Origin of the sequence: Pseudomonas sp. N-137, assembly GCF_034555295.1 — a bacterium.
GTDB classification, from domain to species: domain Bacteria; phylum Pseudomonadota; class Gammaproteobacteria; order Pseudomonadales; family Pseudomonadaceae; genus Aquipseudomonas; species Aquipseudomonas rhizophila.
On sequence record NZ_JAXUDQ010000006.1, the window covers coordinates 161,469 to 184,827 of the forward strand.

The following is a 23,359-nucleotide window of genomic DNA, read 5'->3' on the forward strand; positions in this document are numbered from 1 at the left end:
TTCAAGGCGTTTTCCAAAGACAGCTTTTTTGTTCGCTGGGTGAGATGGCAGAGGCTTTTCACGGTTTTTGTCGGCCGTGGTTGATCCAGCGGGAAGCACCCAATATATAAAAAGCTCCTCCCGCGATAATAAAGAGCGCGAGCATGTAGAAAATGCTGTGGGGCGGTTGCGTGGCCAGGACCACGCCGCAGAGCAACGGCCCGGCCGCGGCCCCCAGGTTGCCGAGGTTCTGCGCGGCGTAGTACATGCCGCGCAGATGGTTGGGCGCGATGTTGTCGATGAACATGTATTCCGCGGGGAATACGATTATTTCCCCGACAGTGAATACAGCCATGGACATCACCCAGAACATCACCGAGTTGGACAGGGCGAAACCGGCCAGGCCCATGAGGAACATTCCCAGCCCGGCCACTAGCCAAAGATTCAGATGCCGATGGGATATTTTCTTGCCGATGGAATATTGCAAGCTGATCACCATCAGCGCATTGGTCGTGACGATAGCGCTGATGATTCGGTAGGTGTTCTCCGGCGTGGTTGTAACCACCAGATACTGCGAGAGATAGGCGGTGAACTGGCCGAAGACCACGGCGCTGAGCAGGCCGCCTAGTGTGAAACATACCAGCCGGTAATCCTGGAGCAGAACCTTGCCCACCGCCAGGAAAGGCGCAGGCGTCTGGCCTGCGTCGACGGGGGCGGAATGTCTGTCGCCCCAAACGAAGTAAATGAGAAAGAAGCCGGCACCGAGCCCGGCAGACAATAGAAAGGGCAAGCTGATCCCTAGCTTGGCAATTCCCGCCCCGAGAAACGGTCCGACGGCATAGCCGATGTTGGTCAACGTGTATTTGATCGAGAACACTTCGCTGCGTTCGGCGGCGGGGAGCAAGCTGCCAAATCCCGCTTTGACCGCTATATCGATGACGGCATATGCCAGATTGATCAGCACCAGGCAGATGAAAAAAAGCCAGAGTTCGCGCGTCACGACTGCCCCAAGGAACCCCAGGCTGAACAACCCACTGAACCCCAGAATGAGTCGGTAGCTGGATAGCCTGTCAACCAGGAAACCGCCATAGAGGCTCAATAGCGATCCAATGATCAGTGTGCTGCCGATGACCACTCCGATATCCGCCACACCCATGGCGAAGTTTTCGGACAGATAGATAACCAGATAGGGCAGCGTGATCGCTCGGCTCAACGTCAGTATCGAAGACGCGCAAAGCAGCAGGTTGACGGTCGTGGGGTAGTTTCTAAGGGTAGCGAGCATCCTTGCCTCTTTGTTCAATCGATCATTGCCAGGGGCGCAGCGTGGCGCAATACGCTCGCGGCAAGTTTACTGAGGAATCCAGTTCTGATTTATGATGGATTTTCCATTGCAGGTTGAACTCAATTCATCAATAACAGGACGCCTAATGTTTTCCTCCGAGCGATTGAAGGGGATCGATGTCTTTGTCTGCGTCGCCGAATCCGGCAGCTTCAAGGTCGCCGCAGAGCGGATGAGCCTCACGGGCTCGGCCATCAGCAAAAGCGTCGCCCGTCTGGAGAGCCGCCTTGGCGCTCGATTGTTCGATCGCACCACCCGGCGGGTATCGCTGACGGACGCTGGGACGGCGTTCTATCGCACCTGCACGGGGGTGCTTGCAGACCTTGAAGAGGCCGAGCTGTCTCTGCGTGCTGAAGACGCCGAGCCACAGGGCAGGGTCCGGCTTGACCTTCCGGCAGCCTTTGGTCGTTCGCAAGTGATGCCCATCATCTTGCGGTGTATCCAGGACTATCCGCGGCTGGTGCCGCACATCTCGTTCACGGATCGTTTCATCGACCCTCTCCAGGAAGGCGTGGATATCGTCGTCACCATTGGCGGCTCACAGGTTTGGCCTGACGCGCTGGGGCATCGTTACCTGGGTCGTGAATGGCATGTCTTCTGTGCTTCACCCATGTACTTGGCCAAGCATGGCATCCCCATGACCGATCGCGATCTGGAACATCACCAGTGCATCGCCTATGGCTGGCCGGACGGCAAGCTCAGTCCGTGGAATTTTGCCGGTGAGCGTCCCGGCGAGACGGTAAGAAAGCAGGTGTCGCCAGCGTTGGTCGTGGGGGACGGTGAAGGGCTGGTTGCTGCGGTATCGGCCGGGTGCGGGATTGCACAGTTACCTTCATGGTTGATCCAGCGGCAGCTTGAGGAGGGCACGTTGATTGAGGTGCTTGCCCATCTGGCAACCGACGGAATGGTGATCAACCTTGCCTGGCAGAAAAGCCGTGAGAAGCTTCCCAAGGTCAGTGCCTTGCTGGAAGCACTTGCGGCCAATTTGTGTCAGCCGGTAGAAGGCAATCCTCGCAAAGCCGTGGACGTCTAACCCAGCGGATCATGGCAGCAGACACACAGCTTGTTGCCGTCGAGGTCTCGAAAATAGGCGCCGTAATAGTCGGGGTGGTAATGGGGCCTCAATCCAGGCGCTCCCTCACACGTTCCTCCCAGGGCCAGCGCCATTGCGTGGCTGCGTGCGACAAGCTCCCGGCTGGGTGCCAGCAGCGCCACCATCTGACCGTTACCGGGCGCGCTTGGGTTGCCGTCAAATGGTTTTCCAATCACGAAGATCGGCCGAGGCGAGCCCTCGCAAACCCAACCGGCCCAGCCTTTAGTGGCGTCGCAGAACTTCAACGTAAGGCCCAGCCCGGCCATTATCTTTGAATGGAAAGCGAACGCGCGGTCGAAATCGCCTATGCCTAGGAAAACGTGAGAGATCATGCTGGCTATCCTTGCGGTCAGGGAATCGAATGAGTCTGGCGCGAAACGATGATCAGTGAAAGATGCATCACCGGGTGCGCCTGGCGATGTTCTCCTCGTGTCGGGCGCGGTCGGTCGATTCACTGGATGTCAGGATGATACGAACGGCCACAACCACGCCGACAAGAACACCGGCTAGCCCTGAGGTTTCCCAAAGTGTGGGCAGCCGCTGATGAAACATCAGGCCCAGTATCGTCGCGAAGAGCGACTCCAGGGATATCAGTTGCCCGCTAAGCACCATGGGCAGGCGACGGGACGCGGCATTCCACGCCCAGGCCCCGACGACCGATGACATCAGCGCGATAAGAGCCCCCAGGCATACAACGGCCCAGCCACGGAAACACTGAAGCCCAGACTTGGCAGTTTCAGAAGATCAAGCACCAGTACGGCGGGTAAGGCGATCAAGGTGCCCAGCCCGGCGCCTGCCATCATCAAGCCGGTCCAGGCCCCTGATGCGTTGACGGCAAGTTTTTCCAGGCCCCTTTGATTCAACGCGGCGAATACGAGCCAGAGGATCACTGCGCTGATTGAAAAGAACAGCCCCTTGCGCCAGGCACTGTCGCCAGTTGGGAGGTGATTGAGACTGCCGACGTTCAACAGCAACAGCCCGCCTGTCATCAACGCCAGTGGTATCACGAGCTTGCGCCATTCGAGGGTTCTGCTCGTGGCGTTGCCGAGCACGGCCTGCAGAAGCGGCACCATGCCAATAAGTGCAGGGGTCAGTACCGGCCCTCCGTAAATCACTCCGGCGGCAATGCAAGTGCTATAGCCGAGGTACCCGATAATTCCCAGGCTTGCGCCAAGAAGCTGCTGTTCGCGGCTCAGGCGTCGAAGTCGAGCTCGATAGAACACCATGACGCCCATACCCAGCGTCCCGGCGATCAGAAACCGAACGATCATCAAGTCGTAGATCGAATAGGCACCGGTGACGTAGGGCGCTACGAAATTCAAGGCCCAACTCAGAGTGGCGACGACGGCGAGGGCCACGCCTGCGGTGGTGTTTGAGTCATTCCTGAGCATCGGTCTATCCATGAGATATTCAGCTCATGTTGCGCAGCGTCAGGGCTATGCTACAAACGAGTTCTCGGCCACGGATGCATTACCGGTGATTATGAATACGCTTGGAAAGTCTTTACCGCCGCTCGCCAGTTTATTGCCTTTTGAAGCGGCGGCGCGGCTGGAGAGTTTTTCGAAGGCCGCCGAGGAGCTGCACATTACCCAAGCGGCGATCAGTCGGCAGATACGGGGACTTGAAGAGAATCTTGGGCTAAAGCTCTTCAGTCGGCGCAACCGCGCAGTGTTTCTCACCCAGGAAGGACGCGAGCTAGGGCGTGTGGTGAGCAGCGCCTTGCGCAGTATCAGCGATGTCGCCGAGACCCTTCGCCAGGCGCCTGGCAAGAACCGTGTCGTTCTGCTGTGCCAATTGTGCGAGGCGTTCTACTGGCTGATGCCGCGCCTTTCGTCATTCCACCAGCAATACCCGGAGATCGAAATCCAGGTGGCCACTTCAACCCGGCCGCTGACTGAATTCAATGAGCATTTTGACGTGGCCTTGCAAAGCACCGGGCGCCCCAGTGGTGCGCATGTTCTGGTCTTTACCGCTAGCGATGAGGTGTTTCCGGTGTGCAGTCCGCAATACCTCAATGTCCAAGCGCCCATGCAGGTCAGTGAGCTTGCTCGCCACACGCTTTTGCACTATCGCACTACGCCGCCTCACTGGATGCAGTGGGAGGGTTGGCTAAAAGCGTTTGGACAGATACCGGCTGTTGATCTTCAAGGCACTGTATTTGACAGCTACCCCTTGATGCTTCAGGCGGCGGTGGAGGGGCACGGAATTGCACTGGGATGGCGCCGCACCGCCGCAAGGCTGATTGAGCGTGGGGCTTTGGTGAGGCCTTGCGCGCAAAGTGTTCCCTTGCCTGAAGCGATATCGGTTTTCAGAAATTCGCACGCAGCAGATCGCGCTGAAGTGAGCGCACTGATCGAGTGGCTTGAGGGGGAGTTGGCAAGTGAGGGCTGACGGCTGTCACCCTGGCGGATTTGCGTGAATCCACTAGAACCTGGCTTGCTTGCACAGGTCATCTGAAAGAAATCAGGTGTGGATTAGTATTTATGCAAAGTGTCTGTGTTTACACAGTGGGTCATTCGACCCGAACCCTCGAACAGTTCGTGGAGATCGTCAGCGGTTTTGGTGTCGATACCATTGTCGATATCAGGACCGTCCCGCGATCACGGACAAATCCTCAATACAATCTGGATACGCTTGCACACCGACTGGCCGAATTCGATATCGGGCATCAACAGATTCCGGAGCTTGGCGGATTACGAAAAAAATCAAAGACCGTTGCCGATGAGGTCAACGCATTCTGGGTCAATCGAAGTTTCCATAACTACGCGGACTACGCCCTTTCGCAAGAATTTGAGGTCGGTCTGAATCGCCTCCTCGCGCTCAGCAAGACTCACCACTGCGCCATCATGTGTGCGGAGGCTGTTTGGTGGCGTTGCCATCGCAGGATCGTCGCCGACTATCTGTTGCTTCGCGGTGTAGAAGTCATCCATATCATGGACAAAGATAAAGCCAATACAGCGGTGTTGAGTCCGGCTGCGAAGGTTCACGGGCTGAAATTGACTTATCCCGCTGGAGAGTGAACAGGGCTACTGAGCTGTGTCGGCCACTGGCTGCCGAGCTTCGGTGCGCACCACCATCCAGATGCCGATCCCGGACACCGCCATGCCCGACACCATTTGCCAGGAAAGAGGTTCGTTGAACATCGCCCAGGCCCACAGCATCGTAACGGGGGGGCTGAGGTACAGGACGCTGGCGACCCGGGTGGCTGACGCGCGGCGCAGGCACAGCCAGTAGAGCCCATATCCGCCAATCGTAGACAAGCCCGCGGTCCACAGGACACTCAAGATAAAACCTGTGCTGGGTATCGGTGCGAGGCTGCCCTGTAAGCCCTCGACCAAAGCGAAGGCAAAGCCCGAAACACAGCATTGCAGCCATAGGTTGGGGAGTAGGCCCAAGGACTGCGATGGCGGGAGGTGCTTTTGCCACAATGTCGCGACGGCGAGTGAAAGCATGCCAAGCAGCGGCAGCGCATAAGCCCATAAGGGCGCATCGCCCCAGGCCAGCGCGCCATGTGTCACCAGCGCGGCCCCGATCAGGCCGATGACCAGGCCGGCCCAAACCGGCCAGGCCAGTCGCTGTCCCAGGACGCCCGCGGCCAATAAAGCCAGGCCCATGGGCAGAAGGTCGGCGAACAGGGCAGCGAGCCCGGCCGGTACGCCCAAGGCAATGCCTTGGGTAATACCCGCCAGATACCCCGCCATGGCCAGCAAACCGATGCCGGCGTTTTTCAGCAGCACGGCAGCCGAGGTTCGCCTCAAGTTCCTGGCGACAAACGGGAACAGAACGAGCGTGACCAGCACGCAGCGCCAGAACACGACCAGTAACGGCGGCGCGTAATCAAGCGAGAAGCGCGCGCCGATGAAGCCTGAACTCCAGCTCAACACCAGCGCCGCCTCGAGTAAGAACAGAGGTATCGCCTGGTGCCATTGAGGTTTGGAGAGAGCAGGGCATGAGATCGATCGGTATGCATTCATGCCCACAGGCTACGAAAGCAGGCTAATCTAATAAATCAAAATATAGTGCAGCAGTCATTCACAAAGGTTGAATTATGCCGGCCATACTCGATATCGAACTGATACGGACTTTTCATGCGGTGGCGCGCATCGGCAAATTCAGTGCGGCGGCGGAGCAACTGCACAAAAGCCCGGCAGCGGTGAGCGTGCACATCCAGCGGCTGGAAGCGGTCGCCGGTGGACGATTGCTCAACCGTGACAATCAGGCGGTTTCCCTGACCGCACTGGGCAAGCGTTTGCTCCTGTCTACCACCGAGTTGCTCAGTACCCACGACCGGGTCTTGGCCGATCTGCATGGCACCCGTCTGGCGGGGCGTATCACCTTGGGCGTGCCGGATGAATATGCGGACCATGTCATCCGCGACATCCTTCCGACATTCGCAGCCGCCTGGCCGAACGTGGTACTGGAGCTCAGGACGGCGCCAAGCTACGCGCTACGTGATCAGGTTCAACGTGAAAAACTCCAGGCTGCGATGATTGCCCGGCCGAAGGAGCTGCCGGACACAGAGTCGCTGCGGTTAACCTCCACGACACCTGTTTGGGTCGGCCCGATCAATAGCGTGATTGCCTCGACGCAGCCGCTGCCACTGGCCGTGCATGCGGCGCAGTGCCCTTATCGACAAGCCATGGTGGAAGCGCTGAAGCAATGCGCTCGCAAGTCGCGCATTGTCCTGGAAAGCCCCTCCACCCAGGCCGTCAAGGCGTGTGTGGAGGCCGGCTTGGCGATCAGTCTGATAGACCGGGCCCGGGTGACGGACAAGATGCAGATCCTCGATGATCTGCCCCGGGTGCCGGAGCACGAGGTGGTGTTCATTCGAGCGCAGGCGTCCCATGCCGATGAGGCGGTGAACCTGCTCTCCCGGGCCATGCAGCAATATTTTCGGCTTTGATGAAAGGGGCGGGGGCAACCCCGCCCACCAGGTTTATTTTTTACTGCCCGACAACGGCGGCGTCCGCGGCGGGATCACCCGTTTGGAGCCCAGCGACTCAAACGCCGAAGCCAGGCGCAACAGGGTCGAATCGTCATAGGCACGTCCGGCAAACGTCAGCCCTACAGGCATGCCAATGTCCGCCATCACGCCCATCGGCACAGTAACGGTGGGCACGCCCAGGTGCCGGATGGCCAGGTTGCCATTGGCGACCCAGACCCCGTTGCTCCAGGCGATATCGGCGGACGCCGGGTTGATATCTGCATCTGCGGGGCCAACGTCGGCGACTGTCGGGAATATCACCGCATCGAGCCCAAGCCGGTCCATCCAGTCTTCAAGATCGATTCGACGTGTCTGTTCAAGGCCCCGCAGTCCGTCCGCCAGGGTGGGGATCTGGTCCCACGGCGTAATGCCGCGCTCGGCCATCCTGACGTATTCATCCATGCCAGCGGCCAGGTCGTCCTCACGGTTGGGCAGGGTGCCCGGGTCATGGGGGAATATCAGCGGTCCGTCAACATCGGCCAGGCGATTGAGTTTCGGATCACCGTTGGCCCGCAGAAAGTCATCGAACGCCCAGGCCGACATGTCCCACAACTCATGGTGCAGGAACTCCTTGGACACCAGGCCCCGAGTGAATACGGTCGGCGCGCCCGGACGATCACCTTCGCAGTTGGACACCAGCGGGAAATCGACCTCAATCACTTGCGCGCCACAGGCTTGGAGCGCCTTGCGGGCGTCTTCCCACAGGGCCATGACCGAGGCACGGGTGTTGATTCGCTGCCCCGTCGGCCCGCCAATGCCGGGAGCCTCAGCCGTGCCCGCTTCGGGATCGGCGTTGATGTACATGCGCGGAACCCCGAAGCGGACCCCAGCGAGTGCTTCCTTATGGGCGGCAAGGCCCGGGTATGAGGCGGGGCGAACCGAGTCGACAGGCGGGAGGGGCACCCAGGGTTGCATGCGCCACAGATCGCCCCGGGTATCAGGATCGTCCGCCACCACGACGTCGAGCACTTCGAGAAGATCCGCCATCGTCCTGGCATAGGGCACGACGACGTCCATTGTTGGCGTCAACGGCCAGTTCCCGCGTACCGAAATCACCCCGCGCGAAGGTGTATAGGCACACAATCCGTTGTTCGAGGCCGGGCCCCGGCCGCTCGACCAGGTTTCTTCGGCAAGGCCGAATGCGGCGAAACTGGCTGCCGTTGCAGTGCCTGCACCGTTCGAGGAGCCCGATGCGAAAGGGGCGGTGAGGTAGTCCGCGTTATAGGGGCTTTCAGCCCGGCCATAGACACCGCGCTGCATGCCGCCATTGGCCATGGGCGGCATGTTGGTCTTGCCCAGGCAGATCGCCCCGGCGGCGCGAAGCCGTTCGATGGTGAACGCATCGCGATAAGCGATCAGGTTCGCGAACGCCGGACTGCCAGAAGCCGCCGTGAGCCCCTTCACCAGATAACTGTCCTTGGCGGTATAGGGAATGCCATCGAGCGGACCGAGGGTTTGTCCCTTGGCCCGACGGGCATCGGACGCCTGTGCTTCTTCCAGGGCATCGGGGTTTCGCACGACCACAGCGTTGAGGGCGGTGGACGTGTCGGCGCCGTCATAGGCATCGATCCTGGCAAGGTAGGCCTGGACGAGTTCGACCGCGGTCGTCTGACCGGACTGGAGCGCTGCGCGCAGTTGTGCGATGGAGACTTCGGTAATTTCGATCATGCTGTTACCGTTGCGGCTGACTGGGGGTGTGACGCGCGGGGCCATTCAAACTGGGTCTTGGGCACTTCAGACATCTCAAAGTGGGTTCTCATGTTGGTTGCATGCACTTTACTACGGGATAACCGCCAGAGGGCCTAATTAGAAAACCGCCCACACTCGGGCAGTACCTTTTGTATAGAATACGGCCCAAGGGTGTCACCGCAAAACGCGGCAGGGCAGGTTTAATCAAGCGCAGGTCGGGCCGCCAGCGCGGAGTCGCTGTGCCTATGAGCCCGGAACCGTTGCGCCTGAATAATAAAAGTGAGTCACCTTCCGCCATGGCTTTCCTCTCCCGTTTTTTCGCCGCTGAATCCGCTGGCGGCCTGATCCTGATGGCTTCCGCCCTGGCCGCGCTGATCGTAGCCAATTCGCCCTGGTCAGAAGTGTACTTCTCCACGCTGCACATCAAAGCCCTGGGGCTTTCGGTGGGGCACTGGATCAATGATGGCCTGATGGCTCTGTTCTTTTTACTGGTCGGCCTTGAGATCAAGCGTGAAATGCTTGAAGGCCAGTTGTCGAGTTGGGGCCAACGAGCCCTTCCGGGATTTGCGGCGCTGGGCGGTATGCTGCTGCCGGGCTTGATCTACGTGGCGATCAACTGGGGTAATGCACAGACTTTGAGCGGCTGGGCGATTCCCACCGCAACTGACATCGCGTTTGCTTTGGGGGTGTTGTCGCTGCTGGGCAAGCGTGTGCCCATTTCCTTGAAAATCTTTCTCTCCGCGCTGGCGATTCTGGATGACCTTGGGGCCGTCCTCATCATCGCGATCTTCTACACCAGCGACTTGTCGACGAACATGCTGCTGGCGTCCCTGGGCGTTACGGCACTGCTGGTGGTACTCAACCGTTGCGGCGTCAAGCGGCTGTTTCCCTATGTGATAGCCGGTGCACTGCTCTGGTACTTCATGCTGCAATCGGGCATCCATGCGACCTTGGCCGGGGTCATTCTTGCCCTCTGTATCCCCCTTGGAGATTCCAACGAAGGCGGGTGGTCGCCGCTGCTCTACCTCGAAGAAAAGATGCATCCATGGGTGGCTTTTGCGGTCGTGCCCATCTTCGGCTTCGCCAATGCCGGCGTGTCCCTGGCCGGTATTTCGCCGAATAATCTGCTTGATCCGGTACCGATGGGCGTGGCGATGGGGCTGTTGCTGGGCAAACAGCTTGGGGTGTTCGGGTTGGCGGCGCTGGCCATTCGTTTCGGCTTGGCCAAACTGCCTGAGGGGGCCAGATGGTCGCAGATGTACGGCGTGGCGCTGTTGTGCGGGATCGGATTCACCATGAGCCTGTTCATCGGTGCGCTGGCATTTCCCAATGCGCCGCATCTGGTCGATGAGGTCAAAGTCGGTGTGCTGCTGGGCTCGACCCTGTCGGCCATCATCGGCGTCATGTTGCTGATGAAAGTAGGTCCCAAGAAAAACTGATGTGAGACGCGGCAGGGGCATTGTCCATGCCGCGTTATCCAGTTCATCTCGCCTGGGTTAACCGCAGTATTTCTCGTTCGCAGCGATGCTGTGGTCATGGCGAGGCGGTTGGCGTCATTTCTACGCTTTCTTTCGGGAACCAGGCCTGGGTCCGGTTGGCAAAAGCCACCAGCGACAGCATCACCGGCACTTCCACCAGCACCCCGACCACGGTGACCAGGGCCGCCCCGGAGTTAAGGCCGAACAAACCAATTGCCACCGCCACCGCCAGCTCGAAGAAATTCGAGGTGCCGATCAGGGCGCAGGGTGCCGCCACGTTAAAGGGTACTTTCCATAGCCGCGCAGCCGCGTAAGCAATGGCAAAAATGCCGTAGGACTGGATCAGCAAGGGCACGGCAATCAAAGCAATCAGCAGTGGTTTATCCAGAATGATCTGCCCCTGAAACCCGAAAAGCAGCACCACGGTGCCCAGCAGGCCGAGTATCGACAGGGGTTTGACCCGAGCGTTGAAGCGCGTGACCGCATACTCGGCCTCGCCGGCGTTTTGCGCCGAGGCACTGAGCTTCAGCCGGGTGAGTACCCCGGCAATCAGCGGGATCAACACATACAGCCCGACCGAAAGGATCAGGGTTGCCCAAGGCACCTCAATGTCAGTCACGCCGAGCAACAGCGCCACCAGCGGCGCGAAGGCGAAGATCATGATCACGTCATTCAGTGCCACCTGCGCCAGGGTGTAGGTGGCGTCGCCGCGTGTCAGCTGCGACCAGACGAACACCATGGCGGTACACGGCGCGGCGCCGAGCAGGATCAGACCGGCGATGTATTGGCCGGCATCGCGAGGATCGATCAGGTCGATAAAGAAATAATGAAAGAACAACACCCCCAGCCCGGCCATGGTGAACGGTTTGATCAACCAGTTGACCACCAGGGTGATGATCAGCCCCTTGGGCCGTTCGTGAATGCGCTTGAGGCTGGAGAAGTCCACCGACACCATCATCGGATAGACCATCAGCCAGATCAGTACCGCGACAATGAAATTGACCGAACCGTATTCATAATCGGCCATGGTCTGGAACAGCCGTGGGAACAGACTGCCCAGACCAATGCCGGCGGCGATACAGAGGGCGACCCACACTGACAGGTAGCGCTCGAAAAAGCCGATGGGCTGGCGGGTGCTCATACTCAAACCTCTTCTTTGTACGTCTGCGCGCACAGGTTCCGGATGCAGAGCGTATATGGAAAAAAACATATATTTCTGAACTGAGCGCGATCCTGTTCAGAGAATACCCCCCAGAGGATTCTATCTCGTTCTGATTGTAGACGGCGCGTGGCAGGGAAAATAAACGGCGGGGGCTTTACCTTATATTCGGATAATCATATATTCGGTTTTCCGTATATTGGATGAGGCTTCATCATGACTGGCAAAGCCCGCGTTCTCTTCGTCTGCACCGCCAACGCTGCTCGTTCCCAGTTAGCCCAAGCGCTGCTCAGGCACACGGATTCGGAACATTTCGAGGCGTTCAGCGCCGGCACGGTTCCGACCGCGGTCGACCCGCGCACCTTCGAGGTCTTGTCGCACCTTGGAATCAGTACTGACGGGTTACGCAGCAAGTCGATTGATGAGTTTCAGGGAGAGCGTTTCGATTACGTGATTACCCTGTGCGATAAAGCAACTGCGCAGTGCCAGTCGCTCCCCGATGCTGGCGAGGCCTTGACCTGGAGCTTTGAAGATCCGGTCACCAGCACCAAGCCCGACGCGTTCCGTCACACGCTTCACGAAATTCATGAGCGCATCAAGATGTTTGTCTTGGTGAAAACCAAACACTGAGAACTGAAATGGCTGACCATCTGACCCCGACCACTGTCTTCAAATGCCTGGCCGACGACAATCGGGTGCGCATGATGCTGCTGATCACCCGAGAGGGGGAGTTGTGCGTCTGCGAGCTGACCTGTGCGTTGAACGAGAGTCAGCCCAAAGTCTCCAGGCACTTGGCGCAGTTGCGCACCTGCGGTTTGCTCTCGGACCGTCGGCAAGGTCAATGGGTTTACTACCGACTGCACCCCAATCTTCCTGACTGGGTGCTGCAGGTACTGACCGTGGTACTCGAAACCAACAAGCACTGGTTAAGCCCCGATGCCAAGCGTCTGGAAGCAATGGGGGACCGTCCTGAACGGGTCGCCATTTGTTGTGAGAGCAAAATTGCCTGACGAGCCCCGGTAGACGATGCCGCTGGTTTGATGATTCCCAAAGCGCCGTCGCGCAGGAAAAGACTATGTTTGATGACTCTATTCCCCAACTCGAAACCGAACTGGTTGATCTTCCGTCGACAGACAAACTCGGTATCGAAACCACATCCAGCCACAAGCCACGCATTTTGCTGCTGTACGGATCGACGCGCGAGCGTTCCTTCAGTCGCCTGTTGGTAGAGGAGGCCGCTCGGTTGTTGGAGCACTTCGGCGCCGAGGCGCGGATTTTCAATCCGTCGGGTCTGCCGTTGCCGGATGACGCACCGGTCGATCACCCCCGGGTCCAGGAGCTGCGCCAGCTGATGCAGTGGTCCGAAGGCCAGGTCTGGTGCTCGCCGGAACGCCACGGGTCCATGAGCGCGGTGTTCAAGGCGCAGATTGATTGGGTGCCGCTGGCCATGGGCGCGGTACGCCCGACCCAGGGCAAAACCCTCGCTGTCATGCAGGTATGCGGTGGCTCGCAGTCGTTCAACGTGGTCAATCAGCTGCGGGTGCTGGGACGCTGGATGCGCATGTTCACCATTCCCAACCAATCTTCCGTGCCGAAGGCCTATATGGAGTTTGACGACAGCGGCCGGATGAAGCCTTCGCCGTTCTATGACCGCGTGGTGGATGTGATGGAGGAATTGGTGAAGTTCACGCTGCTGCTTCGCGACCGCCAGGATTACCTGGTCGACCGTTATTCCGAGCGCAAGGAGTCGGCGCAAGAATTGATGAATCGCGTCAATCAGCGCTCCATCTGAGTCAAGCCCAACGCCTGGTTCGACCGGCAGTCGAACTCCATAGACACCAGCCATAGGAGCACAACAACATGACGATCAAAGTGGGTATCAACGGTTTTGGACGTATCGGTCGCCTGGCATTGCGGGCCGCCTGGCATTGGCCGGAGTTCGACTTCGTGCAGATCAACGATCCGGCGGGTGACGCCGCGACCCATGCGCATCTGTTGAACTTCGATTCGGTGCATGGTCGCTGGAATGCAGAGGCTGGCTCCGAGGGCGACAACATCGTCATCGATGGCAAGCGCATCAAGGTCACGGCCAATAAAGCGATTGCCGACACCGATTGGTCGGGCTGCGATCTGGTGATCGAAGCCAGCGGAAAAATGAAGACGGTTGCCGTGCTTCAGGGCTATCTCGACCAGGGTGTGAAGCGCGTGGTGGTCAGCGCCCCGGTGAAGGAAAAAGGTGCATTGAACGTCGTCATGGGCGTCAATCATCAGCTGTTCAAGCCCGACGACCATGCCATCGTCACCGCCGCTTCATGCACCACCAACTGCCTGGCGCCGGTGGTGAAAGTCATCCACGAGAAGCTCGGCATACGCCACGGTTCGATCACCACCATTCACGACCTGACCAACACCCAGAGCATCCTCGATCAACCCCACAAGGACCTGCGCCGTGCGCGGGCTTCGGGCATGAGTCTGATTCCCACCAGCACCGGCTCGGCCACCGCCATCGCGGAAATCTTCCCGGAGCTGCGCGGGCGCCTCAATGGTCACGCCGTGCGCGTGCCACTGGCCAACGCTTCGCTGACCGATTGTGTCTTCGAGGTCGAGCGAGCCACCACCGTCGAAGAAGTGAATCAGTTCCTCAAGGACGCTTCCGAGAACGAACTCAAGGACATCCTCGGTTTTGAGGAGCGCCCATTGGTGTCCATCGATTACCGAACCGACCCGCGCTCGTCGATCATTGATGCGCTGTCGACCATGGTCATCAATGGCACCCAGGTCAAACTCTACGCCTGGTACGACAATGAGTGGGGCTATGCCAACCGCACCGTGGAACTGGCCCGGATGGTCGGTCGGACAGTCTGAGGAATGGTCATGAAAGCGTTGTCAGCCCTCGCTCCGCAAGTGCGGCAGTACCTGCTCGTCACCGGCAATTACTGGGCCTTCACCCTCACCGATGGCGCCTTGCGGATGTTGGTGGTGCTGCATTTTCATGCGTTGGGCTACAGCCCGCTGCAAATCGCCGCGCTGTTTTTGTTCTACGAAATCTTCGGCGTGATCACCAACCTGGTGGGCGGCTACCTCGGTGCCCGGCTTGGCCTGAACCGAACCATGAATATCGGCCTGGGGATGCAGGTCGTGGCGCTGTTGATGCTGACAGTTCCCTTGGCCTGGTTGACCATCCCCTGGGTGATGGGGGCTCAGGCGCTGTCCGGGATCGCCAAAGACCTGAACAAGATGAGCGCGAAAAGCTCGATCAAGCTGCTGGTTCCCGATGGTCAACAGGGGCAACTGTACAAGTGGGTGGCGATTCTCACCGGCTCCAAGAATGCCCTCAAGGGCGTTGGTTTCTTCCTGGGGGGCGCCTTGCTGGCCCTCATCGGCTTCAAAGGTGCGCTGCTGGCGATGGCCGGCGTACTGGCGTTGATCTGGATCGCCAGCCTGATCCTGTTGAAAAAGGATCTGGGTAAAGCGAAAGCCAAGCCCAGGTTTCGCGACATCCTCTCCAAGAGCCGCGCGATCAACATTTTGTCGGCGGCACGGATGTTCTTGTTCGGTGCCCGCGACGTCTGGTTCGTGGTGGCCCTGCCGGTTTACCTGAGCAGTGTTTTCGGTTGGGACTTCTGGAAAGTCGGCGGTTTCCTCGCGGCTTGGGTGATCGGCTACGGCATCGTGCAGTCTTTTGCGCCCAACATCACTGGCAAGAAACGTGGGCACGTGCCGGATGGTCGCGCGGCGTGTCTGTGGGCAATGGCATTGGCGGGTCTGCCCGCGGCCATTGCGCTAGGACTCGACAGCGGGTTGGCACCACAGACGGTGCTACTGGGTGGGCTCATGGTCTTTGGTGCGCTGTTCGCGGTGAACTCTTCGTTGCACAGCTATTTGATCGTGTCCTACGCCAAGGAAGACGGCGTATCGCTGGATGTGGGTTTTTACTACATGTCCAACGCCATGGGACGGCTGATCGGAACGGTGCTTTCTGGCTGGGTTTATCAAGTGTACGGGCTGCAGGCGTGCTTATGGATCTCCAGCGCCTTCGTGCTGCTCGCCGCTTTGATTTCCATTGGATTGCCTCGTCACGCCAGTCCGGCGGTCGATCTTTAACCACCTTCAGACTTCGTTAAGAAACGGCCTCGATACTTTCTCCCCATACCCAAGGGAGAACGTTGACCCATGCCCGATTCTGACTGGAACATCCATCTACCGCTGGCTTTCGGCAATGCCGGCCAGCCGGTTCGCCACTTGCACCGGGCTATGCCGGGAGAGCCCCGCCGGGATGAGTTCGAAGCCTTCATCCACCGGCGTTTCCACCAGGCGCACGGCGCAGAGATTCGTCACTTCATGCCCGAACTGTTCGGGCTCGATGATGCTGACGGCAGGCTTTGCGCCGTGGCAGGCGTGCGTCTGGCCGCCCAGGGACCGCTGTTTCTCGAGCATTATCTGGACGATCCCATCGAGCCTTTGATCAAGGCCGATGCAGACTGCGCAGTGGATCGCGCCGGCATTGTCGAAGTTGGCAATCTGGCCGCCAGCGACACCGGCAGCGCTCGCCTGAGCATTATCGCGATCACCTATCTGTTGGCGATGGGCGGGCTGGAGTGGGTGGCGTTCACCGGCAATATCGGCCTGGTCAACAGTTTCCATCGCCTTGGCCTCAAGCCCGTGACCCTGTGTCCGGCCGACCCGCAGCGCCTGGGGGAAGACCGTCACCTCTGGGGCCGCTACTACGAGAGTCAGCCATGGGTTCATGTCGGCAACATCCGCGCCGGCTTCGTTCATCTGCGCGATGCCGGTCTGTTCGATCGCCTGGGTTTTTCACAGACCTACGGGGAGGCGTGCCATGTTGCCTGAAGTGGAGCGCTTCAAACTCACCCTGCGTGAGCATGCCCAACGCAAGGGCTACGCCGTGGCGCTGTGGGGCGATAACTTGCGGCTGGACTACGCCACGCTTTACTCCGAAGTGGTGTACCGCCAACAACGCTTGCGCGATGAACACATAAAGGTTGTTGCTCTGGCCCTGGATAATGGTGTCGAAGCCATGCTTTGGGACCTGGCGGTTTTGTTCGAAGGTCTGGCCTGCGTCATCCTGCCGGTTTTTTTCAGTCCGGCTCAACGCTTGCATTGCCTGGAGCAGAGCCAGGCGCAGCGGGTGATTGCCGAGCCGGGACTGGCCGCCGAACTCCAGGCCGCCGGTTACCACTACAGCGGCGAGTTCTGGCACAAAGATTACCCCGGACCGAGCCGCTTGCCGACGGGCACCGCCAAGCTGACCTTTACCTCGGGCACCACCGGCACGCCAAAAGGTGTCTGCCTGAGTGCCGACAGCCTGCTGCGGGTCGCCCGTGAGCTGGAACAGGCCAGCCGGCCGGTCAACCCAAGGCATCACCTGGCGCTGCTGCCCCTGGCGGTGCTTCTGGAAAACCTCGGGTGCTACGCGGCGCTGTATGCCGGGGCGATGCTCAGCCTGCCTGGCCAGAAAACCCTCGGCATCCAGGGCGCCAGTGGCGTCGACCCGGCGCGCCTGTTGGCGTGCCTGACCGAGCGCCGGGCGCAGAGTCTGATCCTGGTTCCACAATTGTTGCTGATGCTGGTCACGGCTGCCGAGCAGAAAGCGTTCTACCCACACGCTTTGCGGTTCGCCGCCGTGGGCGGTGCGCGGGTATCCCATGATCTTCTGCAACGAGCCCAGCGTGCTGGCGTGCCGGTATTTGAAGGCTACGGGCTGTCGGAATGCGCTTCGGTGGTGTGCCTCAACCGCCCACAGGCCAACCGCGCCGGCAGTGTCGGTCAGCCGTTGCCCCATGTGCAGGTTCGTCTGGCCGAAGACGGCGAGGTCATGATCAAGGGCTCGACCTTGCTCGGATACCTGGGGGAGCCTCCGCCGCCCGCCGACTGGTGGCCCAGCGGCGACCTGGGGGAGTTCGACGCCGACGGGTTCCTTTACCTGCGCGGGCGCAAGAAGCACCAATTCGTCACCAGCTTCGGTCGCAACGTTAACCCTGAATGGGTCGAAGCCGAACTCACCCAAGGCGGCACCATCAGCCAGGCCTTCGTCTATGGCGAAGCCTTGCCGCACAACCATGCATTGCTGTGGCCCACCCGCGCCGACTGCTCCGATCAAGCGCTGGAGCTGGCGGTAAACAAGGCCAACGAGGCGTTGCCCGATTACGCGCAGGTCCATCACTGGACGCGACTGGCGCACCCCTTCACCGCAGCCAACGGCCTGCTCACCGCCAACGGCCGACCGCGCCGTGAAGCGATTGCCGAGCATTACCGCGGGTTGTTCAGCGAATCCATTCTGTCCGAGGAATATCCGTCATGAGTTTTTTCGACACGTTGCAAGAAGCCACCCATCAGGAACGTCAAACGCTGTTTAATCTGCCGATTATCCGTGACGCCCTCGACGGCCAGGTCAGCCTGGCCAGTTACCGGGCGTTTCTGATCCAGGCCTACTACCACGTGCGCCACACCGTACCGTTGATGATGGCTTGCGGTGCACGCCTGCCAGCGCACCTGGAATGGCTGCGCAAGGCCGTGTGCGAGTACATCGACGAGGAATACGGTCATGAGCAATGGGTGCTGGATGACATCGCCGTGTGTGGAGGCGACAAGGATGCGGTGCGTGATGGTCAGCCGTCGCTGCCTATCGAATTGATGGTCAGTTACCTGTATGACTTGATCGCCCGGGGCAATCCGGTGGGGCTGTTCGGCATGGTCAATGTGCTCGAGGGCACCAGCATCGCTCTGGCGACCCACGCCGCCGACGCCATTCGTGAACACCTGGAACTGCCGCCCACCGCTTTCAGCTACCTCAGCTCCCACGGCTCGCTGGATATCGAGCACATGCAGACCTATCGCGGCCTGATGAACAAGCTGGAGGATCCGGCCGACCAGGCGGCGGTGATCCACGCCTCCAAAGTGGTGTACACGCTCTACACCGAGATGTTCCGGGGCCTGCCCCGTGACAAGGGGGACCAGCATGCGCCTGTGTGACGCCCGGATCGTCTTGACCGGTGCCAGTGGCGGAATTGGCCTGGCCATCGCCCAGGCCCTATGCGCCAGTGGCGCTCGGGTGTTGGCCGTGGCCAGGCATCGCGAAGCGCTGGAACCCTTGATCGAACGCTACCCGCAGCAGTTGTACTGGGTTGGCGCAGACCTGACTGTGCCAGGTGATCGGCGCAAGGTGCTGGCCGCCGCCGAGGCCTTGGGCGGCATCAACCTGCTGATCAATGCCGCCGGTGTTAACCACTTTGCCATGCTCGAACAACTCGAGGACAGTGAGATCGACGCCATGCTGGCGTTGAACATCAGCGCGCCGATCTGTTTGAGCAAACTGTTGCTGCCACTGCTTAAACAGGCCGCCAGCGCCATGGTGGTCAATGTCGGCTCGACCTACGGCTCGATCGGCTACCCAGGCTACGCCAGTTACTGCGCCAGCAAGTTCGCCCTGCGCGGGTTCTCCGAAGCACTGCGCCGGGAGTTGGCGGACACCCGGGTCGGCGTGCTCTACGTGGCGCCCCGGGCTACGCGTACGTCGATGAACAGCCCGGCGGCCCAAGCCCTCAACCAGGCACTCAAGGCCAACGTCGATGATCCGCACGCGGTGGCCTCGGCGGTCATACATGCCATTACTGGCGACCGTCGCGAGCTGTATCTGGGCTGGCCCGAGCGTTTTTTCGTCGGCCTCAACAGCCTGCTGCCCAACCTGGTGGACCGTGGCCTGCGCAAGCAACTGCCACTGGTTCGCCGTCTGAGCCATAAACCTGAGAACGAGCACCTCAAACCATGAAAAAAATTCTGATCTGTTTACTGTTCGGCGCCCTGGCTCAAAGCGCCTGGGCCTTGGATGACGCCGACCAGCAGCGTCTCACAGGCATCCAGCAAAGCTGGGCGCATATTCAATATGAGTTGCCTGAGGGGCAGCGTGCCGATGCCTTTGAAAAACTCGCCGCCCAGGCTTCGGCGTTCAAGCAGCAACGCCAGTCAGTGGCCGAGGCCTGGATCTGGTCGGGCATTGTCAAAAGCAGTTGGGCAGGGGCCGCAGGCGGGATCGGTGCGCTGGGCAAGGTCAAGGACGCCAAGGCTGATCTGGAACAGGCCCTGGCCCTGGATCCCAAAGCCTTGCAAGGCTCGGCCTACACCAGCCTCGGCGCACTCTATGATCGGGTTCCCGGCTGGCCCTTGGGGTTTGGCGACTCGGACAAGGCCGAGCAACTGCTCCAGCAGGCGCTGCAACTGAACCCAAACGGCATTGACAGTCTGTACTTCTGGGGCGATCACCTCTACCGTCAGAAACGCTACGCTGAAGCCCGGGTTGCCCTGCAAAAAGCCTTGCAGGCAGCGCCACGGCCCGGCCGGGAAAGCGCTGACGCGGGGCGCCGCAAGGAAATCGAAGCGTTGCTGGTGGATGTGAACAAAAAACTTGGCTGAGAGGAGTGTGCGTGCGCTTATTACTGATCGAGGATGACGTGGCCCTGGGCGAAGGCATCCATCAGGCCCTGAGCCGCGAAGGCTATACCGTAGACTGGTTGAAGGACGGGAGCAGCGCCTTGCACGCACTGCTCAGCGAAACCTTTGACCTGGCTGTGCTTGACCTGGGCCTGCCACGGATGGACGGCCTGCAGGTGTTGCGTCGCTTGCGTGACAGCGGTTCCAACCTGCCGGTGCTGATCCTCACCGCCCGGGACGCCACCGAAGATCGCATTGCCGGGCTCGATGCCGGGGCCGACGACTACTTGATCAAACCCTTCGATCTGGCGGAACTCAAGGCCCGGTTGCGGGCCTTGTTGCGCCGCAGCGCCGGTCGTGCCCAGGCGCTGATCGAGCATGCCGGCATCAGCCTCAATCCGGGGACCCAGCAGGTCAGCTATCAGGGCAACCCGGTGGCGTTGACGCCCAAGGAGTATCAGTTGCTCCATGAATTGCTGTCGCCGCCGGGCCGGGTTATGACGCGCGATCATCTGATGCAATTGCTTTACGGCTGGAACGAGGAGGCCGAGAGCAACACCCTGGAGGTGCATATTCACCACCTGCGCAAGAAATTTTCCACCGACCTGATCCGTACCATTCGTGGCGTCGGGTATCTGGTGGAGGAGCGCCGATGACTTCAATCCGGCGGCGCACCCTCACGCTGATCCTGGGGCTTTTGTTCGTTGGCCTGTTGATCATCACCGTATTCAATCTGCATGACAGCAACCACGAGATCGCTGAAGTCTACGATGCTCAATTGGCCCAGAACGCCCGGCTGTTGCAGGGTGTCATGCGCATGCCCATGGCCAGCAAGGAACATGCGCAGTTGTATCAGGCATTCAATTCGGCCTTGGCGTCGGCGGTTCCCAAAGTCGATGGACATCCCTATGAGAGCAAAATCGCCTTTCAGGTCTGGGATTCAAAAGGTGCGTTGCTGGTTCACACCTCCAGTGCACCGACATTCACCTCACCGCCGATTGCTCCTGGTTTCAGCGACGTGATAGACCAAAAGGACCGTATGTGGCGGGCGTTCGTACTGGATGATACACAGTACGGCCTGAAAATCTGGGTAGGGGAGCGTGATGATGTGCGGTCCGATCTGGTCGATCGTATTGTCCGTCACACGGTGGTGCCCAATCTGATCGGCAGCCTGATTCTGGCCGCCGTGATCTGGTTGGCCATCGGCTGGGGGCTCAAGCCTCTGGTCGACATGGCAGCCAAGTTGCGTGCGCGGCATCCGGGCTCACTGGAGCCTCTGCAATTGGTGCCGCTGCCCAGCGAACTGGAGCCCATGCAAGCGGCGCTCAATCGGGTGCTGGCGCAGATTCAGGAGTTGATGGGCCGTGAACGGCGTTTTATTGCCGACGCAGCCCATGAGATGCGAACCCCCCTGGCGGTGCTCAGGGTTCATGCGCAGAACCTGATGGAGGCGGGGAATGAGCAGAGCCGGCGTGAGTCCCTGCAACACCTGATCGTCGGAGTGGATCGCACCACGCGCCTGGTCAATCAGTTGCTCACCATGGCACGCCTTGAACCGCAAGCCGGCGTGCCTGCACCCGCCGTGATCGATCTGCCCGCCACGGTGCGTGAAAGTCTGGTTCAGATGACTCCCTGGTTGCTCAGCAAGGGGCTGGAGCTGGTCCTGGACGTCAGTGATGACATCGACCCGGTGAGGATTGATCCGGTGTCCATCGATATTGCCTTGAACAACCTGGTGACCAATGCGGCCAACTTTTCTCCCCCCAACGGCTTGATCACGGTGCGACTGGCCCGACAGGGAGATCATTACGAGCTGGCGGTCGAGGATCAGGGGCCAGGCATAGACGAGGCCGAACGGGACCGGCTTTTTGAACGCTTCTACAGCCGCGGCAACGACCAGGGTGCCGGGTTGGGCTTGACGATCGTGCGGACCATCGCCAATCGGCTTGGCGGGCAGGTCCGGTTGGAGAATCGCCCCGAGGGAGGTCTGCGCGCCACGTTGCAGATGGGCCGTCTTTAACCTTGCTCGTCGCGTGCCGGTAGTGTTTGGGCATCGGATGGACCGACGAGGAAAGCGGCAATTTCGTTGACCGTGCTGCGGGCCGTGCGTGTTACGCCGATCAGCGTAGCGGAGGCCGCACCGGTCCATTCGCCATAGCCCACCAGCCATAGCCTGGGCTCTTGAATCGAATGAGTCCCGTCAACGTCCACGCGTCCTTCAGCGTTGAGCACACCCAGTGGCTCCAGATGCTGCAGGGCGGGGCGGAAGCCGGTGCACCAGATCACCACGTCCACCGCAGACTCGCTCCCGTCGGCCCAGATTACGCCGTTGCGGGTGAAGCGTTCGAAAGGTCGGACTGATTTGAGCGCGTTGCGCGACCGGGCCTCGACAACGGGCGGTACCATGACGATGTCACCCAGCCCACCCACGGGCTGTTCGATGACGCGACCTTCCTGTTGCGCTTTCCAGCGCTGCGTGGCGCGCTCGAACAACACCTGCCCATCCACTTCATCAGGCAGGAACAGGGGTTCAACAGGTGTTACCCATGTGGTTTCGGCAACCCTGGAAACCTCGGCCAGAATCTGCGCCCCTGAATTGCCGCCACCGATGACCAGGACTTTTTTTCCGGTGAACGGCTGCGCTTGGAGGTAGTTTGCCGAGTGCAGCTGTTGACCGGCGAATAATCCCGCGCCGGGGTAGTGGGGGATGAACGGGGTACTCCAGGTGCCGGTGGCGCTGACCACAACCTTGGCGTCCCAATGTCTATCGTGCGCCTTAATCCGCAACCCGGTTTCTGTACGCTCTACAGAAGTGACGCGCACGGGACGCACGATGGGCAATTGATAGCGCTGTTCGTACTGCTTGAGGTAGTCGATCACATGGTCGCGTGATGGGTAGCCATCCTGCGTGGGCGGCATCATCCAGCCTGGGATCGAGCTCCAGGTGGCGGGGGAGAATAGACGCAAAGAGTTCCAGCCATGGCGCCAGGCACCTCCTGGCCCTTGCTCGGCATCGAGAATGACGAACGAAAGTCGGGTGCGCTGCAGGAAATACGCCACTGCCAAGGCGGATTGGCCTCCACCGACAATCACCACGTCATATTGACTGGGAGTGGCAGGCGAATGAGTCATGACGGTGGTCTCCGATTGAGGTGGGAAAACAAACCGGTGTAATGGCTGACAGTACCGT

Annotated in this window: 23 protein-coding genes and 1 pseudogene; 17 read left to right on the forward strand and 7 right to left on the reverse strand. The window is 60.0% G+C overall.

Annotation, left to right across the window (positions count from 1 at the left end; genetic code table 11):
- Positions 1 to 58: 58 nt before the first annotated feature.
- The gene (locus T3A99_RS03025; RefSeq protein WP_188250888.1) at positions 59 to 1,261 is read right to left on the reverse strand and encodes an MFS transporter; all 1,203 of its coding nucleotides are present in this window, start codon (positions 1,259 to 1,261) and stop codon (positions 59 to 61) included.
- A 145-nt stretch (positions 1,262 to 1,406) separates the two neighbouring features.
- On the opposite strand from T3A99_RS03025, the gene T3A99_RS03030 reads away from it, so the two are divergent.
- Positions 1,407 to 2,351: a LysR family transcriptional regulator gene (locus T3A99_RS03030; protein ID WP_188250889.1), complete on the forward strand. Its 945-nt coding sequence runs from the start codon at positions 1,407 to 1,409 to the stop codon at positions 2,349 to 2,351.
- Here the strand turns inward: T3A99_RS03030 and T3A99_RS03035 are convergent.
- Positions 2,348 to 2,743, reverse strand: coding sequence for a VOC family protein (locus T3A99_RS03035; RefSeq protein WP_076384292.1), 396 nt, complete (start codon positions 2,741 to 2,743; stop codon positions 2,348 to 2,350). The genes T3A99_RS03030 and T3A99_RS03035 overlap by 4 nt on opposite strands.
- Before the next feature lie 67 nt (positions 2,744 to 2,810).
- Positions 2,811 to 3,802, reverse strand: a pseudogene (locus tag T3A99_RS03040) (DMT family transporter).
- A gap of 91 nt (positions 3,803 to 3,893) precedes the next feature.
- Between T3A99_RS03040 and T3A99_RS03045 the strand changes: the two are divergent.
- Together T3A99_RS03045 and T3A99_RS03050 are read left to right on the forward strand one after the other, a co-directional pair.
- The gene (locus T3A99_RS03045) at positions 3,894 to 4,802 is read left to right on the forward strand and encodes a LysR substrate-binding domain-containing protein (protein WP_076386626.1); all 909 of its coding nucleotides are present in this window, start codon (positions 3,894 to 3,896) and stop codon (positions 4,800 to 4,802) included.
- Between the two features lie 149 nt (positions 4,803 to 4,951).
- Positions 4,952 to 5,431: a DUF488 family protein gene (locus tag T3A99_RS03050; RefSeq protein ID WP_230682590.1), complete on the forward strand. Its 480-nt coding sequence runs from the start codon at positions 4,952 to 4,954 to the stop codon at positions 5,429 to 5,431.
- A 6-nt stretch (positions 5,432 to 5,437) separates the two neighbouring features.
- Here T3A99_RS03050 and T3A99_RS03055 read toward each other — a convergent pair whose 3' ends face one another.
- Positions 5,438 to 6,385 carry a DMT family transporter gene (locus T3A99_RS03055; protein WP_076384298.1) on the reverse strand — a complete coding sequence of 316 codons (948 nt, stop codon included), beginning with the start codon at positions 6,383 to 6,385 and terminating at the stop codon, positions 5,438 to 5,440.
- A 74-nt stretch (positions 6,386 to 6,459) separates the two neighbouring features.
- Here T3A99_RS03055 and T3A99_RS03060 point away from each other — a divergent pair, with 74 nt between their 5' ends.
- Complete coding sequence (locus T3A99_RS03060) at positions 6,460 to 7,314, forward strand: LysR family transcriptional regulator (RefSeq protein WP_047225642.1); 855 nt, start codon at positions 6,460 to 6,462, stop codon at positions 7,312 to 7,314.
- Positions 7,315 to 7,347: 33 nt separating this feature from the next.
- On the opposite strand, the gene T3A99_RS03065 is transcribed toward T3A99_RS03060, so the two are convergent.
- On the reverse strand, positions 7,348 to 9,063 hold the full coding sequence (locus tag T3A99_RS03065) for an amidase (RefSeq protein WP_322833923.1): 1,716 nt from the start codon (positions 9,061 to 9,063) through the stop codon (positions 7,348 to 7,350).
- A 266-nt stretch (positions 9,064 to 9,329) separates the two neighbouring features.
- Here T3A99_RS03065 and nhaA point away from each other — a divergent pair, with 266 nt between their 5' ends.
- Positions 9,330 to 10,523 carry a Na+/H+ antiporter NhaA gene (gene nhaA / locus T3A99_RS03070; protein ID WP_047225643.1) on the forward strand — a complete coding sequence of 398 codons (1,194 nt, stop codon included), beginning with the start codon at positions 9,330 to 9,332 and terminating at the stop codon, positions 10,521 to 10,523.
- Between the two features lie 94 nt (positions 10,524 to 10,617).
- On the opposite strand, the gene arsB is transcribed toward nhaA, so the two are convergent.
- Positions 10,618 to 11,703, reverse strand: coding sequence for an ACR3 family arsenite efflux transporter (gene arsB / locus T3A99_RS03075; RefSeq protein ID WP_322833924.1), 1,086 nt, complete (start codon positions 11,701 to 11,703; stop codon positions 10,618 to 10,620).
- A gap of 234 nt (positions 11,704 to 11,937) precedes the next feature.
- On the opposite strand from arsB, the gene T3A99_RS03080 reads away from it, so the two are divergent.
- The 12 genes from T3A99_RS03080 (at position 11,938) to T3A99_RS03135 (ending at position 22,189) form a co-directional block, all read left to right on the forward strand.
- Positions 11,938 to 12,351 carry an arsenate reductase ArsC gene (locus tag T3A99_RS03080; RefSeq protein ID WP_047225645.1) on the forward strand — a complete coding sequence of 138 codons (414 nt, stop codon included), beginning with the start codon at positions 11,938 to 11,940 and terminating at the stop codon, positions 12,349 to 12,351.
- Positions 12,352 to 12,359: 8 nt separating this feature from the next.
- On the forward strand, positions 12,360 to 12,731 hold the full coding sequence (locus T3A99_RS03085; RefSeq protein ID WP_047225646.1) for a metalloregulator ArsR/SmtB family transcription factor: 372 nt from the start codon (positions 12,360 to 12,362) through the stop codon (positions 12,729 to 12,731).
- Between the two features lie 65 nt (positions 12,732 to 12,796).
- On the forward strand, positions 12,797 to 13,513 hold the full coding sequence (gene arsH / locus T3A99_RS03090; RefSeq protein WP_322833925.1) for an arsenical resistance protein ArsH: 717 nt from the start codon (positions 12,797 to 12,799) through the stop codon (positions 13,511 to 13,513).
- Between the two features lie 68 nt (positions 13,514 to 13,581).
- Positions 13,582 to 14,586: an ArsJ-associated glyceraldehyde-3-phosphate dehydrogenase gene (locus tag T3A99_RS03095; protein WP_076384302.1), complete on the forward strand. Its 1,005-nt coding sequence runs from the start codon at positions 13,582 to 13,584 to the stop codon at positions 14,584 to 14,586.
- Between the two features lie 9 nt (positions 14,587 to 14,595).
- Positions 14,596 to 15,825 carry an organoarsenical effux MFS transporter ArsJ gene (gene arsJ / locus T3A99_RS03100; RefSeq protein WP_076384304.1) on the forward strand — a complete coding sequence of 410 codons (1,230 nt, stop codon included), beginning with the start codon at positions 14,596 to 14,598 and terminating at the stop codon, positions 15,823 to 15,825.
- A 69-nt stretch (positions 15,826 to 15,894) separates the two neighbouring features.
- Positions 15,895 to 16,572 (forward strand): thermostable hemolysin, encoded by a 678-nt coding sequence (locus T3A99_RS03105; protein ID WP_047225650.1) that lies wholly within the window; start codon positions 15,895 to 15,897, stop codon positions 16,570 to 16,572.
- On the forward strand, positions 16,562 to 18,043 hold the full coding sequence (locus T3A99_RS03110) for an AMP-binding protein (RefSeq protein WP_188250775.1): 1,482 nt from the start codon (positions 16,562 to 16,564) through the stop codon (positions 18,041 to 18,043). The genes T3A99_RS03105 and T3A99_RS03110 overlap by 11 nt, the downstream gene beginning before the upstream one ends.
- Positions 18,040 to 18,714, forward strand: coding sequence for a TenA family transcriptional regulator (locus T3A99_RS03115; RefSeq protein ID WP_076384308.1), 675 nt, complete (start codon positions 18,040 to 18,042; stop codon positions 18,712 to 18,714). The genes T3A99_RS03110 and T3A99_RS03115 overlap by 4 nt, the downstream gene beginning before the upstream one ends.
- The gene (locus T3A99_RS03120; protein ID WP_047225653.1) at positions 18,701 to 19,510 is read left to right on the forward strand and encodes an SDR family oxidoreductase; all 810 of its coding nucleotides are present in this window, start codon (positions 18,701 to 18,703) and stop codon (positions 19,508 to 19,510) included. The genes T3A99_RS03115 and T3A99_RS03120 overlap by 14 nt, the downstream gene beginning before the upstream one ends.
- Positions 19,507 to 20,151, forward strand: a complete 645-nt coding sequence (locus T3A99_RS03125) for a tetratricopeptide repeat protein (RefSeq protein WP_047225654.1) — start codon at positions 19,507 to 19,509, stop codon at positions 20,149 to 20,151. The genes T3A99_RS03120 and T3A99_RS03125 overlap by 4 nt, the downstream gene beginning before the upstream one ends.
- 11 nt (positions 20,152 to 20,162) lie before the next feature.
- Positions 20,163 to 20,825 (forward strand): response regulator, encoded by a 663-nt coding sequence (locus tag T3A99_RS03130; protein ID WP_047225655.1) that lies wholly within the window; start codon positions 20,163 to 20,165, stop codon positions 20,823 to 20,825.
- Positions 20,822 to 22,189 (forward strand): ATP-binding protein, encoded by a 1,368-nt coding sequence (locus T3A99_RS03135; protein ID WP_047225656.1) that lies wholly within the window; start codon positions 20,822 to 20,824, stop codon positions 22,187 to 22,189. The genes T3A99_RS03130 and T3A99_RS03135 overlap by 4 nt, the downstream gene beginning before the upstream one ends.
- Here T3A99_RS03135 and T3A99_RS03140 read toward each other — a convergent pair.
- Entirely contained in the window at positions 22,186 to 23,301 is a 1,116-nt protein-coding gene (locus tag T3A99_RS03140) for an ArsO family NAD(P)H-dependent flavin-containing monooxygenase (protein ID WP_322833926.1), read from the reverse strand. The genes T3A99_RS03135 and T3A99_RS03140 overlap by 4 nt on opposite strands.
- Between the last annotated feature and the right edge of the window lie 58 nt (positions 23,302 to 23,359).

Coding starts and splice junctions, on each gene's coding strand:
- arsH (WP_322833925.1), top strand. CDS start 12,797: ATGTTTGATGACTCTATTCCCCAACTCGAAACCGAACTGGTTGATCTT.
- T3A99_RS03135 (WP_047225656.1), top strand. CDS start 20,822: ATGACTTCAATCCGGCGGCGCACCCTCACGCTGATCCTGGGGCTTTTG.
- T3A99_RS03025 (WP_188250888.1), bottom strand. CDS start 1,261: ATGCTCGCTACCCTTAGAAACTACCCCACGACCGTCAACCTGCTGCTT.
- arsJ (WP_076384304.1), top strand. CDS start 14,596: ATGAAAGCGTTGTCAGCCCTCGCTCCGCAAGTGCGGCAGTACCTGCTC.
- T3A99_RS03060 (WP_047225642.1), top strand. CDS start 6,460: ATGCCGGCCATACTCGATATCGAACTGATACGGACTTTTCATGCGGTG.
- T3A99_RS03085 (WP_047225646.1), top strand. CDS start 12,360: ATGGCTGACCATCTGACCCCGACCACTGTCTTCAAATGCCTGGCCGAC.
- T3A99_RS03080 (WP_047225645.1), top strand. CDS start 11,938: ATGACTGGCAAAGCCCGCGTTCTCTTCGTCTGCACCGCCAACGCTGCT.
- T3A99_RS03115 (WP_076384308.1), top strand. CDS start 18,040: ATGAGTTTTTTCGACACGTTGCAAGAAGCCACCCATCAGGAACGTCAA.
- T3A99_RS03095 (WP_076384302.1), top strand. CDS start 13,582: ATGACGATCAAAGTGGGTATCAACGGTTTTGGACGTATCGGTCGCCTG.
- T3A99_RS03055 (WP_076384298.1), bottom strand. CDS start 6,385: ATGAATGCATACCGATCGATCTCATGCCCTGCTCTCTCCAAACCTCAA.
- T3A99_RS03110 (WP_188250775.1), top strand. CDS start 16,562: ATGTTGCCTGAAGTGGAGCGCTTCAAACTCACCCTGCGTGAGCATGCC.
- nhaA (WP_047225643.1), top strand. CDS start 9,330: ATGAGCCCGGAACCGTTGCGCCTGAATAATAAAAGTGAGTCACCTTCC.
- T3A99_RS03105 (WP_047225650.1), top strand. CDS start 15,895: ATGCCCGATTCTGACTGGAACATCCATCTACCGCTGGCTTTCGGCAAT.
- T3A99_RS03035 (WP_076384292.1), bottom strand. CDS start 2,743: ATGATCTCTCACGTTTTCCTAGGCATAGGCGATTTCGACCGCGCGTTC.
- T3A99_RS03065 (WP_322833923.1), bottom strand. CDS start 9,063: ATGATCGAAATTACCGAAGTCTCCATCGCACAACTGCGCGCAGCGCTC.
- T3A99_RS03120 (WP_047225653.1), top strand. CDS start 18,701: ATGCGCCTGTGTGACGCCCGGATCGTCTTGACCGGTGCCAGTGGCGGA.
- T3A99_RS03125 (WP_047225654.1), top strand. CDS start 19,507: ATGAAAAAAATTCTGATCTGTTTACTGTTCGGCGCCCTGGCTCAAAGC.
- T3A99_RS03045 (WP_076386626.1), top strand. CDS start 3,894: ATGAATACGCTTGGAAAGTCTTTACCGCCGCTCGCCAGTTTATTGCCT.
- arsB (WP_322833924.1), bottom strand. CDS start 11,703: ATGAGCACCCGCCAGCCCATCGGCTTTTTCGAGCGCTACCTGTCAGTG.
- T3A99_RS03030 (WP_188250889.1), top strand. CDS start 1,407: ATGTTTTCCTCCGAGCGATTGAAGGGGATCGATGTCTTTGTCTGCGTC.
- T3A99_RS03140 (WP_322833926.1), bottom strand. CDS start 23,301: ATGACTCATTCGCCTGCCACTCCCAGTCAATATGACGTGGTGATTGTC.